The 12,655-nt window shown below is 42.0% G+C and carries 14 protein-coding genes; 7 read left to right on the top strand and 7 right to left on the bottom strand.

Annotation, left to right across the window (positions count from 1 at the left end; translation table 11 throughout):
* Positions 1-38 precede the first annotated feature (38 nt).
* A complete protein-coding gene (locus tag FTV25_RS09970; protein WP_180003190.1) occupies positions 39-1,766 on the bottom strand; it encodes a glutamine--tRNA ligase/YqeY domain fusion protein in 1,728 nt (575 codons plus the stop codon).
* A 430-nt stretch (positions 1,767-2,196) separates the two neighbouring features.
* Between FTV25_RS09970 and FTV25_RS09965 the strand changes: the two genes are divergently transcribed.
* On the top strand, positions 2,197-2,706 hold the full coding sequence (locus tag FTV25_RS09965) for a peptidylprolyl isomerase (protein WP_004786097.1): 510 nt from the start codon (positions 2,197-2,199) through the stop codon (positions 2,704-2,706).
* Positions 2,707-2,825: 119 nt separating this feature from the next.
* On the top strand, positions 2,826-3,551 hold the full coding sequence (locus tag FTV25_RS09960; RefSeq protein WP_180003188.1) for a UDP-2,3-diacylglucosamine diphosphatase: 726 nt from the start codon (positions 2,826-2,828) through the stop codon (positions 3,549-3,551).
* 37 nt (positions 3,552-3,588) lie between these two features.
* On the opposite strand, the gene FTV25_RS09955 is transcribed toward FTV25_RS09960, so the two are convergent.
* Together FTV25_RS09955 and hpaI are read right to left on the bottom strand one after the other, a co-directional pair.
* The gene (locus FTV25_RS09955) at positions 3,589-3,807 is read right to left on the bottom strand and encodes a hypothetical protein (protein WP_004786100.1); all 219 of its coding nucleotides are present in this window, start codon (positions 3,805-3,807) and stop codon (positions 3,589-3,591) included.
* A gap of 652 nt (positions 3,808-4,459) precedes the next feature.
* The gene (hpaI, locus tag FTV25_RS09950; protein WP_125278322.1) at positions 4,460-5,254 is read right to left on the bottom strand and encodes a 4-hydroxy-2-oxoheptanedioate aldolase; all 795 of its coding nucleotides are present in this window, start codon (positions 5,252-5,254) and stop codon (positions 4,460-4,462) included.
* Between the two features lie 245 nt (positions 5,255-5,499).
* Here hpaI and nfsB point away from each other — a divergent pair, with 245 nt between their 5' ends.
* Positions 5,500-6,153: an oxygen-insensitive NAD(P)H nitroreductase gene (nfsB, locus tag FTV25_RS09945; protein ID WP_166136614.1), complete on the top strand. Its 654-nt coding sequence runs from the start codon at positions 5,500-5,502 to the stop codon at positions 6,151-6,153.
* A 107-nt stretch (positions 6,154-6,260) separates the two neighbouring features.
* Positions 6,261-6,488, top strand: a complete 228-nt coding sequence (locus tag FTV25_RS09940) for a hypothetical protein (RefSeq protein WP_004786112.1) — start codon at positions 6,261-6,263, stop codon at positions 6,486-6,488.
* On the opposite strand, the gene FTV25_RS09935 is transcribed toward FTV25_RS09940, so the two are convergent.
* The 4 genes from FTV25_RS09935 to FTV25_RS09920 all read right to left on the bottom strand — a co-directional run bounded on the left by FTV25_RS09935 (position 6,451) and on the right by FTV25_RS09920 (position 10,164).
* A complete protein-coding gene (locus FTV25_RS09935; protein WP_180003186.1) occupies positions 6,451-7,305 on the bottom strand; it encodes a DMT family transporter in 855 nt (284 codons plus the stop codon). The genes FTV25_RS09940 and FTV25_RS09935 overlap by 38 nt on opposite strands.
* An 85-nt stretch (positions 7,306-7,390) precedes the next feature.
* Entirely contained in the window at positions 7,391-8,428 is a 1,038-nt protein-coding gene (gene fba, locus FTV25_RS09930; RefSeq protein WP_104426189.1) for a class II fructose-bisphosphate aldolase, read from the bottom strand.
* Between the two features lie 120 nt (positions 8,429-8,548).
* Positions 8,549-8,827 (bottom strand): hypothetical protein, encoded by a 279-nt coding sequence (locus tag FTV25_RS09925; RefSeq protein WP_180003184.1) that lies wholly within the window; start codon positions 8,825-8,827, stop codon positions 8,549-8,551.
* A gap of 149 nt (positions 8,828-8,976) precedes the next feature.
* Positions 8,977-10,164 (bottom strand): phosphoglycerate kinase, encoded by a 1,188-nt coding sequence (locus FTV25_RS09920; RefSeq protein WP_034702596.1) that lies wholly within the window; start codon positions 10,162-10,164, stop codon positions 8,977-8,979.
* Between the two features lie 141 nt (positions 10,165-10,305).
* Here FTV25_RS09920 and FTV25_RS09915 point away from each other — a divergent pair, with 141 nt between their 5' ends.
* Genes FTV25_RS09915 through FTV25_RS09905 form a run of 3 tightly spaced genes read left to right on the top strand, consistent with a single transcriptional unit; the run spans position 10,306 to position 12,476 of the window.
* A complete protein-coding gene (locus tag FTV25_RS09915) occupies positions 10,306-10,689 on the top strand; it encodes a DUF2237 family protein (RefSeq protein ID WP_034170328.1) in 384 nt (127 codons plus the stop codon).
* Positions 10,689-11,282, top strand: a complete 594-nt coding sequence (locus tag FTV25_RS09910) for a nucleoside triphosphate pyrophosphatase (RefSeq protein ID WP_180003182.1) — start codon at positions 10,689-10,691, stop codon at positions 11,280-11,282. The genes FTV25_RS09915 and FTV25_RS09910 overlap by 1 nt, the downstream gene beginning before the upstream one ends.
* A gap of 24 nt (positions 11,283-11,306) precedes the next feature.
* Positions 11,307-12,476, top strand: coding sequence for a cupin domain-containing protein (locus FTV25_RS09905; protein ID WP_034170326.1), 1,170 nt, complete (start codon positions 11,307-11,309; stop codon positions 12,474-12,476).
* The last annotated feature ends 179 nt before the right edge of the window (positions 12,477-12,655 follow it).

The following is a 12,655-nucleotide window of genomic DNA, read 5'->3' as shown; positions in this document are numbered from 1 at the left end:
CCCAACCGGAGTTGGGCTTTTTAGGGATTTAGCTTAAATTATTTGCCAGGTTTAAAGCTGTCTTTCAAATCTAGAATACGGTTGAACACTGGTTTGTCGCTTGAATGATCATATTGATCCGCTACGAAATAGCCTTCACGTTCAAACTGGAAACGATCTTCCGGTTTTGCCTCAGCCAGCGCAGGCTCAATAACTGCTTGAACCACTTTCAATGATTCAGGGTTCAGATTCGCCAGGAAGTCATCCCCAGTTTCTGGATCAGATTCAGTGAACAGACGATCGTAAATGCGAACTTCGGCAGGAATACCTTTGGTTGCAGATACCCAGTGAACTACACCTTTTACTTTACGGCCTTCAGGATTTTTACCTAAAGTTTCAGGATCGATTGAGCATTTCAATTCAACCACTTCACCGTTCGCATCTTTAATCACTTCATCACATTTGATGACATAAGCATGACGAAGACGCACTTCACCGCCCGGAATTAGGCGTTTGAAGCCTTTAGGTGGCTCTTCTTCAAAGTCTTTATGGTCGATATAGATTTCTGAAGTGAGCGGAATAATACGTTCGCCCATATCTACGTTTGGATGACGTGAATGAGTCAGATCCATATCCGCTGGCAAATTGGTTAAAGTCACTTTCAGTGGATTCAATACTGCCATACCGCGAGCTGCAGTATTTTCTAAAGATTGACGGATGCAATATTCAAGCATTGCTACATCAACGATACTGCCATCGACTTTAGATACTCCTACACGCTTACAGAAATCACGCAGACCTTCAGGCGTGAAACCACGACGGCGCATACCGACAACAGTCGGCATACGTGGATCATCCCACCCGTTAACATAACCGCCTTCAACCAGCTTGCGCAGCTTACGTTTAGACGTGATGGTGTAATCAACATTCAGACGGCTAGATTCGTATTGACGTGGAACTGATGGCGATTTAACTTTTTCCACCACCCAGTCGTAGAATGGACGGTGATCCTGGAATTCCAGTGTACAAAGTGAATGCGTAATGCCTTCAATCGCATCTGATAATGGATGCGCATAGTCGTACATTGGATAAATTTTCCATTTATCGCCAGTTTGGTGATGCGCAGAATGCAGAATACGATACAGGATCGGATCACGCATATGCACATTTGGCGAGTTCATATCTATCTTGGCACGCAATACCGCTTCGCCTTCAGCATATTCACCAGTGCGCATTTTTTCGAAACGCTCGAGGTTTTCTTCCACAGTCGCATCGCGTTGTGGCGAGTTTTTACCTGGCTCTACAAAGTTACCGCGGTTCAGCTTGATCTCTTCCGGAGTTTGCAGATCCACATAGGCATCGCCCTGTTCAATCAGTTGAATTGCCCATGCATATAACTGGTCAAAATAACTTGATGCATAGCGTGGTTCACCATTCCACTGGAAACCTAGCCATTTTACATCATTGGCAATACCATCCACATATTCCTGCTCTTCTGCATCGGGGTTGGTATCATCAAAACGCAGGTTGCACAGGCCACCAAATTCTTCAGCAATACCGAAGTTCAAGCAGATCGCTTTAACATGACCAATATGCAAATAACCATTTGGTTCAGGCGGGAAACGGGTGACCACTTGCTGGGTACGGCCAGCTGCTAGATCATCAGTAATCACCTGACGTACAAAGTCTAAGCCTGGTTGTTGTTCCTGCTGCTGCGCTGAATCGACTGCATTCTTATTTTGGGTCGGGTTGTCGGGCAGAGACGTCACAACATCATTTGGCTTCATGATTAATCATTCACTTCTAAAGTTAAAAAGGGATTAATGAATATGCAGTAGCTCACGCGGTCTAACTGTATTCACTAAATAAAGGTTCTTTAGTTTAACTATAGGTGAATGATCTCTCAACCGTTAACTTAGGTATTTGATTTCAATTCGTTCATTTTCAAATTGGAAAATACAATAGCTTACCAAATCGTAAAATATCCGCTTTTGACTGAGCCAGCAGATCAGTGCATGCTCTTAGGGTCAGACAAGCTTTATGAAGACGCATGATCTAGAAGAAATGACTTTGTAAATCAATGCATAAATAAGATACGATTTTTATGTTTTTAACAAAGAAAATTATGTTTTTGCTTGCCTTGTCGATTGTAGTTTGCTTATGCTTCCTTCATTCAGAAAAAACCATGGCATTAGTCCATGATTAGGAGATTACACAATGAGTTTTCCTCAAGTCGAATTAAACACCAATAAAGGTCGTATTGTTCTTGAATTAAACGCTGAAAAAGCACCTAAAACAGTAGCTAACTTCTTGCAATATGTACGTGACGGTTTTTATGACGGCGTAATTTTCCACCGCGTTATTGATGGTTTCATGATCCAGGGCGGCGGCATGGATGAAAACTTCAAAGAAAAAGCAACACGTGATGCGATTGAAAACGAAGCTGACAACGGTTTAAGCAACGATGTAGGCACCATTGCAATGGCACGTACTCAAGCACCTCACTCTGCTTCTGCTCAGTTCTTCATTAACGTGAAAAACAACTCTTTCCTTAACCACACTGGTAAAACTGCACAAGGTTGGGGTTATGCCGTATTTGGTAAAGTAGTTGAAGGCATGGATGTTGTTGATGCAATTAAAGGCGTTCGCACTGGTAACCGTGGCTACCACGCTGACGTTCCTCTAGAGAACGTTGTGATCGAATCTGCAAAAATCATTTCTGAGTAATTTTAAATCCTCCCTACCCCTCCTTTAATAAAGGAGGGAACCATCATTTTTAAAGATGGTTTTTCTCATCTCTTTTGCAGAGGGAGGTCGGGAGGGATTAAAAAATAAGGAAAAGATTTGTGACCTATCTGTTTATCTCAGATTTACATTTGTCACCTGATCACCCTCGACTCGTTCGGGGGTTTTTAGATTTATTGGCAGCTTATCAGCATAAAAATACCCAACTGTATATTTTGGGCGACTGGTTCAATGCCTGGATTGGAGATGACTACACTGCTCCCTGGCTGGATGAAATCGTCAGTGCTTTAAAACAGTTTAACCAGGCCGGCAATCAGATCTATTTTCTTATCGGTAACCGTGACTTTGCCTTAGGCCAAGATTTTCTGGATCAATTTTCCGGACAGCTTTTACCTGAAATGACCAGCTTAAATATAGGTTCACTCCAATATCGGATCGAACATGGTGATGCACTCTGTACCGATGATGTGTCCTATCAGCGTTTCAGAAAAATCATCCGCCATCCTTGGATGTTAGGTTTTTTAAGAAAAATGCCTCTTAGCTTTCGAGCCAGACTCGCCAACGGTTTCCGCAAGAAAAGCCATGAAGCACAGCAATTGAAAAGCTATGAGGTTATGGATGTAAACCCATCTGCGGTAGAAGCAGCACTCAAAGAAGCAGATGTGCTGATTCATGGACATACTCACCGCGCTGCAATCCATGATGTAAATGGTAAAAAAAGAATTGTTTTAGGAGATTGGAAAGCTGATTATGCTGAGATTTTAGAGCTGGGCAGCTCGGATATTGATATTCATAACATTCAGCTAAAAATCTGGTATTACCCATAAAAAAAGCAACTGCGAGCAGTTGCTTTTTATATTTTATTTAACTTAAACGGTATAACTGGTTAAAACCAGTATAGAAACTTTTACCATCCAGATTAAATGGATATTGTTCACCATTTTCAAGTTCAATCATCTTGCCCACATTGACCATAATCATACCATTGATGGTATTTTGCTGACGTTGCATTGGTACAACTTTAACTTGAATTTCACAACCATTAATGGCGGTCGCGATAGACCATGTATTTAAATTTTTCAAAATATTCACTCATAATATGAGCTTTTTGTGATTAAACAAGGAGAGCTATAGACTAAAAATAAATCTTATTTCTGGGTTTGCTAGAGTTTTTTTAACAGGAAAACCTGTCTTTCGTGTATCACAATCAGCTAAAAATAAACCAGCGAAAACAGTATTCGCTTTAAAGTAATTATCTTATAACTCTTTTTTGACCAAATAGCAAAATTACATTGTAATGACATATGTCAAGAGTAGTATTTTTCAGATGCTTTTTCGCCTATCTGAATGTCCAGTAAAGAAGTATTTCAACATATAAAACAAACCGATCAACATCATGATACTAAAGCCAGAGATCAAATCACCTGAATCAAGAAAGTTTAAAACTGCCAGATATCCACTAAGCAATGTATAAGTCAGCATTAAAGACGAATAAGATACGTTGCCCTAAATGATAACGTTGTTGTTTTTTTGCTCATGGATCTGTTTTTGCTGCTCAAAAAATATATCAATTTCTTCTGGTTTCATTTTACAATCCCACCCATCTTATTTTTTAAACTACTATAGCTAAAGTAAATAAAAAAGCTCTGACAAATCAGAGCTTTTATAAAATATCTTCTATGTAAGTAATCAATATTGAGAAACCACAATTTACGACTCTCTGATATTTTTATAATCAATAACCGCCTTCTGACTTGATGACTTCAGCATCAGGTTTATATTTCGCCAAAAGTTCACGAAGCGAATTCATCAGAACACTGGTATCAACCCCTACTGCAACGAACTCAGTTCCAAGCGCCAGATATTTCTGGGTAGCTTCATGCTGCGTCGATAAAATCCCAGCAGCCTTACCTGATGCACGAATCCGCTGAATAGCGTCTACTACTGCTTTTTGTACTTCAGGATGGTTCGGATTCCCCTGATAACCCATAGTCGCTGAAAGATCTACCGCCCCAATAAATACACCATCAATCCCCTCAATCTTAAGGATTTCATCCAGATTTTCCAGACCTGTCACCGATTCAATCTGAATTAACAAACAGATATTTTCATGAGCAGTCTGATAATAATTCGGGATACTGTTCCAGCGTGTCGCACGTGCCAGCGCAGCACCCACACCACGAATTCCTTCCGGTGGATAACGGACTGCTTTGACCATTAATTCGGCCTGCTCCACAGTTTCTACCATAGGAATCAATAAGGTCTGTGCGCCAATATCGAGTAACTGCTTGATCAGTTGTACACTGCCGATTGGTGGGCGTACTACAGCTTGAGATGGATAAGCAGCGATACTCTGTAATTGAGAGAGCGTTGTTCTTAAATCGCTTGGGGCATGCTCACCATCAATCAAGAGCCAGTCATAGCCCGCATTTGCCGCAATTTCTGTTCCATACGCGTCAGCCAGTCCGACCCACAAGCCAATTTGCTGCTGCGTCTTTAATTTACGTTTAAAGTAATTGGTATATTGCATCGGCCCACCTATCTTGCATGCTATTGCCTGAAGTCCTTATTAAACTCCTGTTACCAGAAACTGCCAATATACAAAAGCTTGCTTTTTATCTGATTTAACTCTTAGTTTTTCATAAAATTTCACTCAAGATTATATAAATATAAACTTTGCCGATGATGTTTTTATTGTAATAATCTTTTGATCAGAAAAATCTAGATGCCTAAAGCATATTTCTAAACGCCTTATCAAAAGATTGGAGTCCATCAATGGATTTACTCAAGATCGCTCAAACCCGTTATACCACTAAAGCTTATGACCCTAACAAGAAGGTTCCAGCAGAACAATTTGAACGTTTATTAGAAATCTTACGCCTGACGCCATCTTCGATTAACATTCAGCCCTGGCATTTTTTTATTGCCGACAATGATGCCGCTAAACAGCGTATTGCCAAAGCACTAGTTGGAACTTATGCCTACAATGCTCCCAAAGTGCTGGACTCTTCACATACTATTTTATTTTGTACCAAAGCCGATATTGACGAGTTACATCTGGACAACCTGTTAAATCGTGATGATCTCAGTGGTCGTTTTAAAGATGAGAGCGCCAAAGAAGGTCAAAAGAATACCCGTACCGGTTATGTACATTATTATCGTAATGAAAAAGGCGATATTCAGCGCTGGGCAGAAAACCAGACCTTTATTGCATTGGGACAGATCTTACTGGCTGCAGGAAGTGAAGGTATTGATGCCACACCGATCGGTGGTTTTGATGAAGACATTCTGAGTGAGGAATTACAGTTAGCTGAACAAGGCCTGATTCCATCAGTATTGCTTACTTTAGGTTATCGCAGTGAAAACGATTTCAATGCCAAATTGCCTAAATCTCGTCTGCAAGCCGAAGATATTTTCACCAAACTGTAAGCATTTTATGTTATAAAAGGGGTCTAGTGCCCCTTTTCTTGTCAATTTGGGCCTAATTTTTGCTTTATTCTCCAAACATCCAACTAGAATAACAATTAGAGGTACCCATGTCTGTTTTACCATCCAGCTCTTTAAAATTCGAATGCAAACACTGCGATAAGATCTATTTACATCACTATGCTAATGCCCAGCATCGTTATCCGCATTGTCCAGACTGCAAACAGGCAGGCTTATTGCTTGGACGGGCTGAAAAAGAAGACCTGTTACGTTATCCGCTTGAATTTGCATCTTCCTATGTTAAACAGACATTGCATATGCTAGGCAAACAACACTAATCACACCTAGAATCAACCCGATCACACTTGCAGGTTTGAGTCGTTCTTTAAAGATGAGCAATCCTGCAATCACACCAAAAATCACCACCAGAATATTCATGCCCGCGAATACAATCGCTGGCGTATCTTTGAGCATCATGTGTGCTTTGACGTAAAAAGCGATATTGGCAAAGTTCAGCGCACCCAATAACAGACCGAAACCAATATTCTTGCCAGAACCTAGATGACGATATTGCAGCAGCAGATAGATCATCGACAGAATCATGGCGCAGATAAACATCAAGTTCAGTGCCACAGCAAATTGTAGACCAAGGCTGGTGGTATATTTCAACAAGACATCAATCAGTGCATAACCAAACCACACCAGACCCAGAAAAAACATTCCCTGCCTGGAGCTTTCTGATGCCTGACGGTGTGAGAATAGAATGCACAGTACGGAACTTATGCCTAAGACAATACCCAGCATCTTGAGCTGGTTAAATTGTTCCTGAAAAATGAAATAAGCAGCGGCCAGTGATAGTACAACCGATAATCGCTGGGCAATTTCAGTTTTTAAGATTCCTGCTGTCTGTAATGACTTGGCCAGAAATAGAAATACGCTCGGCAATAAAACGCCAAGCGCCAGAATCAGTAGCCATGGAGTCTGACTCATGGAAATATGCTGGATGTCTGGCTTGAACCAGAAAAAACACAATACGCTGGCTGTAACATAATTCCAGCTAATCATGTGGATGGGGCTCAAGCCTCTATTTTTAGCAATTTTTAAGAGTATCGAGACTGCAACACTACATAATGCTGCAATAAAAATCAGTTCCATATGCTGCTCTTATTCTTCATCTTTATTTAAATATAAAAAAGCCCACATTCGCTGTGGGCTCTTCTTATAAATTATTCACAAGGAATTATTTATAACGCTCAACCATTTTCTCTAAAGAGATTGGGCGAATCTTGTCTGCATTACCTGCAGTACCAAATGCTTCATAACGGTCGATACAGATTTGCTTCATTGCATCTACAGTTGCGCTGAAGAATTTACGTGGATCGAATTCGCTTGGTTTTTCAGCCATCATACGGCGCATTGCACCTGTAGACGCTAAACGCAAGTCAGTATCGATGTTGATTTTACGAACACCGTGCTTGATCGCTTCAACCAGTTGCTCAACAGGAACACCATAAGTTTCTTTGATGTCGCCGCCATACTGGTTAATCACAGCCAGCCATTCTTGTGGCACAGAGCTTGAACCGTGCATTACAAGGTGAGTATTTGGCAGTGCTTCATGAATTTCTTTAATGCGGTCAATTGCAAGAATATCGCCTGTAGGTGGACGAGTAAACTTGTACGCACCGTGTGAAGTACCTACTGCAATAGCTAATGCGTCAACATTGGTATCCGCAACGAATTGACGAGCTTCTTCAACTGAAGTTAGCAGTTGAGAATGGTCAAGTACGCCTTCAGCGCCTACACCATCTTCTTCGCCTGCCATACCTGTTTCAAGGCTACCCAGACAGCCGATCTCACCTTCTACTGAAACGCCACATGCATGTGCCATTTGTACAGTACGGCGAGTCACATCAACGTTGTATTCATATGAAGTTGGTGTTTTACCGTCTTCACCCAGTGAGCCGTCCATCATGACTGAAGTAAAGCCTAACTGGATTGAACGTTGACATACGTCAGGGCTAGTACCATGATCCTGGTGCATTACCACTGGAATATGTGGCCATTCTTCAACTGCAGCCAAGATAAGGTGACGTAAGAATGGTGCACCTGCATATTTGCGAGCACCTGCAGATGCCTGCACGATTACAGGTGAATTCGTTGCATCTGCTGCGAGCATGATTGCGCGCATTTGTTCTAAGTTGTTTACGTTAAACGCTGGTACGCCGTAAGCATGTTCGCCGGCGTGATCCAAGAGCTGGCGCATCGAAATAAGAGCCATAATATCCTCCCAGGTAATGGGCCATATTCTACATGTTCAACTATTGCAATACAGCCAAAAAATACAATATTTTATAAAAAATCCCTGCAAAAGCAGGGATTTTTACTTGCATAGTCTGAGTTATGGTGTCATAGGCTCAGAAGCACCTGATACAGATTGATCTACAGTTGCGGCATCTGCAGGTGCATTGGCAATTTCAGCCGGAACATCTGTATTTTTTTCATCCAGAACCGGTTTATCAATTGCATCAATTGCGGCCTGCTGTTCCGGACTAATGAACTCTTCATTTACAGCTGTTGTATTTTCTACGTCCTCGGCTGGTGTATTTTCCTGCTGGGTACAGGCAGTAAAAATAAAAGATGCTGCCAGCAATGCAGCTAAAGTGAGGTGCTGTTTCATCAAAAGATCTCATCTCCATACTCTATTGTCTGCATCTTATGACAGCTTTATTGCACTTTAATGAATCAGTGATGAACAGATCTGGAATAAATAAGCGATAAAAATAAAAAAGCTGGCATCAAGCCAGCTTTTTACATTAGGACATGCGATTAAGCACGTTCTAACAATACCGCAACTGCAGGAAGTGTTTTGCCTTCAACGAATTCAAGGAATGCACCGCCACCAGTCGAGATGTAGCCAATTTTGTCAGCAACTTCGTATTTGTCGATTGCAGCTAAAGTATCGCCACCACCAGCAATCGAGAAACCTTCAGATTCAGCAATCGCTAAAGACAGTGCTTTAGTACCTTCACCGAACTGATCTACTTCGAATACGCCGACTGGACCATTCCAAAGAATTGTTTTAGACGTTTTCAGGATTTCAGCAAATGCTTTTGCAGTTTCTGGACCCACGTCAAGGATCATGTCATTGTCAGCAACATCTTCAACTTTTTTTACAGTCGCTTTCGCTGCAGCCAATGAACCCAAGAAGTCATCAAAGTTGATTTCAGATGCATCAGCAACCACAACATCAGTTGGAAGTGGAACTGAAACTTTTGCGGCAATGGCTTTCGCTGTATCGATCAGGTCATTTTCACACAGTGATTTACCTACATTGTAGCCAGCAGCTGCAAGGAACGTATTTGCGATACCACCACCGACGATCAATTGATCACAAATATCAGACAATGAAGTCAAAACATCAAGCTTGGTAGAAACCTTAGAACCTGCAACGATCGCAACCATTGGTTTTTCAGGCGTTTTCAATGCACGGCCAAGAGCATCTAGCTCAGCTGCCAATAAAGGACCTGCTGCTGCTACTTTAGCTAAACGAGCGACACCTTCAGTTGATGCTTCTGCACGGTGTGCAGTACCAAATGCATCCATCACGAATACGTCACAAAGTGCTGCATATTTTGCTGCAAGTTCAGGATTGTTTTTCTTTTCACCTACGTTGAAACGGCAGTTTTCCAGTAAAACCACTTGACCCGGCTGAACTTCAACACCATCCAGATAGTCTGTGAAAAGTTTTACTTCCTGACCCAATGCTTCAGTCAGATAAGCTGCTACAGGCGCAAGAGACTGTTCAGCCTTCGGCTCACCTTCAACTGGACGACCAAGGTGTGAATACACCATGACAGCCGCGCCCTTTTCTACTGCAGCTTTAATTGTTGGTAATGCAGCACGTAGACGCGCATCGCTAGTGATTACACCATTTTTAACCGGTACATTTAAATCTTCACGGATCAGAACACGTTTACCCGTCAGGTCAAGGTCAGTCATACGCTGAAAGTTCATTGTAGAGCTCTCTTTATAGATATTAAAAACGAGGCGATTTTAAATGATTATGCAGAAAAAGGTTAGCATCTTTTGCAGAAAACATTATGAATGCCAAAGTTTTGTTATGATAGAAAAAAGCTTCTTCCAGATTCAGTACCTATGTCGATACATCCTGATCCTAATCTTAACCGTCTTAATGTTCTGGGCGAGCCTTTGGCGAGCTGTTGTTTTGATCCCATTACTGGGTATTTCCGTAATGGCTTTTGTCATACCGCACCTACCGATCTGGGACAGCACACTGTCTGTGCACAGATGACTTCTGAATTTCTGAATTTTTCCCAGAAAGTGGGCAATGACCTGATTACACCGTTACCAGAACTGGGATTTCCTGGACTGCAACCTGGTGATTTCTGGTGTATCTGCGTCACACGCTGGGTAGAAGCTTATGAAGCTGGACAAGCACCACCGATCAAGCTGCAAGCCTGTCACAAAGCTGTCCTTGCTTACGTTCCTCTCCATATTTTAGAAGAATACGCTGTCTAATGAATACCGCAAAAATCATCTTGGCTTCTTCAAGCCAGACCCGTAAAGAACTGATGAACCGTCTACGTCTTGATTACATATCGGTCGTCCCGGACATAGATGAATCACCCCAAGGTGAAAATCATGCGGATGAATTAGCCAAACGCCTGGCTTTTGAAAAAGCTCGTCATGTCGCTGAGCAACATCCTGATGCGATTGTGATCGGTTCTGATCAGGTAGCCTGGCGTGAAGGCGCACCAGATATCTTTATGGGTAAGCCTTTAACAATAGAAAAGGCCATTCGCCAGCTACAGGCCAATTCGGACAAGATAGTGTATTTCAGTACGGCGCTCAGCGTTCAGCAGAAATCTACCGGTTTTGAACGTACGCTGGTAGAACATTATAAAGTCAAATTCCGCAAACTGTCTCAAGCGGAAATTGAGCGTTATGTAGAGATCGAACAGCCGCTGCATTGTGCCGGTAGTTTTAAATGTGAAAGCCTTGGGATTAGTCTGTTTGAAACCATGATCGGTCAGGATCAAACTACCCTGATGGGTATGCCAATGATTCAGCTATGTAATATTCTTCGTGAGCTAAAGATTTTAGTTCCTTAATCTCCTTTATTTTAGGCTTTATTTATGTCCCTACCTCTAGACGTTTTAGGCGGTATTACCGCTGAACAATTCCTTGCCGAATACTGGCAAAAAAAACCGCTGCTGGTACGTAATGCCATGCCTGAAATCGCAGGCCTGCTAGAGCCTGATGATGTGATGGAGCTGGCACTTGAAGAAAATGTCACTGCACGTCTGATCAAGCAGAAAGATCGTGATCCAAATCAGTGGTCGGTCAAGACATCTCCTTTATTAAAAGCTGACTTCCAGAAGATGCCTAAGCTTTGGACTTTACTGGTTCAGGCTGTGGATCACTATTCTTTCGACCTGTCTGAACTCTGGAAAAAGTTTGCCTTTATCCCTCAATGGCGTCGTGATGACATCATGGTGTCTTATGCACCTCAAGGCGGTTCAGTCGGTCAACATTTCGACTTTTATGATGTTTTTCTGGTTCAAGGCTATGGTCATCGCCGCTGGCAACTGGGGCAAATGTGTGATGCCGAGACCGAACTTGTACCGGGGCAGCCATTAAAATTATTGCCAGAAATGGATGTGCATTTTGATGAAGTTCTTGCACCCGGTGATTTGCTGTATATTCCACCCGGTCTGTCTCATTACGGCGTAGCAGAAGATGACTGTCTGACTTTCTCTTTTGGTTTCCGTATGCCAAATGTCAGTGACATGATGGACCGTGTAGGCGATAAATTTTCGGAAAATGAAGTCTTACGCAATCCATTGACTGACATCATTCGCGATCATATCAGTGCTGCGGGTGAAGTCACAGGCAATGAACTTGAATATCTGAAAGGCAAAATCATGGAGCAGTTGCATAACTCCAATGTGCTTGAAGATGCCATCATGAGCCTGATGTCAGAACCAAAATATGAAGAGAATATTCCGGAAGCTGAAGAAATTGGTACAGGTGATCTGGAAGAAGCACTTGATCAGGGCTATAGCCTGATGCTTGAACCCGCTTCACGCTTACTCTATACAGAAGAAGATGGTGAAACCTTATTCTGGGCCAATGGTGAGGGAATCTGTATTTCTGAAGCATTTACTTCAAAACTGAAGCAGATTGCTGATGGTGCGCGTGTCTTATTGGATGAAGATTTCGCTGACGAAGATATACTGGAGGATGTTGCTGAGCTATTGAATGATTCTGTACTGATGCTAGTGCCACCGGCTGAAGAAGAGTAAGTTTTTATATCTCGGTCATTTTAAGTCTATAAAAAAAGAGGATCATATGATCCATTGCTGTCCCACAATTTTTCACAAGAGGAAGCTCAAATGAGCTTCCTCTTGTTTTATGGGTATTTTATCGGGTGAAAATAAAGCTTTTAAAGTTTTTCTTTCAAACAAATTCACTTGAATTATTC

Origin of the sequence: Acinetobacter sp. YH12249, from assembly GCF_013417475.1 — a bacterium.
Lineage (GTDB): Bacteria > Pseudomonadota > Gammaproteobacteria > Pseudomonadales > Moraxellaceae > Acinetobacter.
This window is presented reverse-complemented; position numbering and strand designations above follow the sequence as displayed.

Coding starts and splice junctions, on each gene's coding strand:
- FTV25_RS09970 (WP_180003190.1), bottom strand. CDS start 1,766: ATGAAGCCAAATGATGTTGTGACGTCTCTGCCCGACAACCCGACCCAA.
- FTV25_RS09965 (WP_004786097.1), top strand. CDS start 2,197: ATGAGTTTTCCTCAAGTCGAATTAAACACCAATAAAGGTCGTATTGTT.
- hpaI (WP_125278322.1), bottom strand. CDS start 5,254: ATGCAATATACCAATTACTTTAAACGTAAATTAAAGACGCAGCAGCAA.
- nfsB (WP_166136614.1), top strand. CDS start 5,500: ATGGATTTACTCAAGATCGCTCAAACCCGTTATACCACTAAAGCTTAT.
- FTV25_RS09940 (WP_004786112.1), top strand. CDS start 6,261: ATGTCTGTTTTACCATCCAGCTCTTTAAAATTCGAATGCAAACACTGC.
- FTV25_RS09935 (WP_180003186.1), bottom strand. CDS start 7,305: ATGGAACTGATTTTTATTGCAGCATTATGTAGTGTTGCAGTCTCGATA.
- fba (WP_104426189.1), bottom strand. CDS start 8,428: ATGGCTCTTATTTCGATGCGCCAGCTCTTGGATCACGCCGGCGAACAT.
- FTV25_RS09925 (WP_180003184.1), bottom strand. CDS start 8,827: ATGAAACAGCACCTCACTTTAGCTGCATTGCTGGCAGCATCTTTTATT.
- FTV25_RS09920 (WP_034702596.1), bottom strand. CDS start 10,164: ATGAACTTTCAGCGTATGACTGACCTTGACCTGACGGGTAAACGTGTT.
- FTV25_RS09915 (WP_034170328.1), top strand. CDS start 10,306: ATGTCGATACATCCTGATCCTAATCTTAACCGTCTTAATGTTCTGGGC.
- FTV25_RS09910 (WP_180003182.1), top strand. CDS start 10,689: ATGAATACCGCAAAAATCATCTTGGCTTCTTCAAGCCAGACCCGTAAA.
- FTV25_RS09905 (WP_034170326.1), top strand. CDS start 11,307: ATGTCCCTACCTCTAGACGTTTTAGGCGGTATTACCGCTGAACAATTC.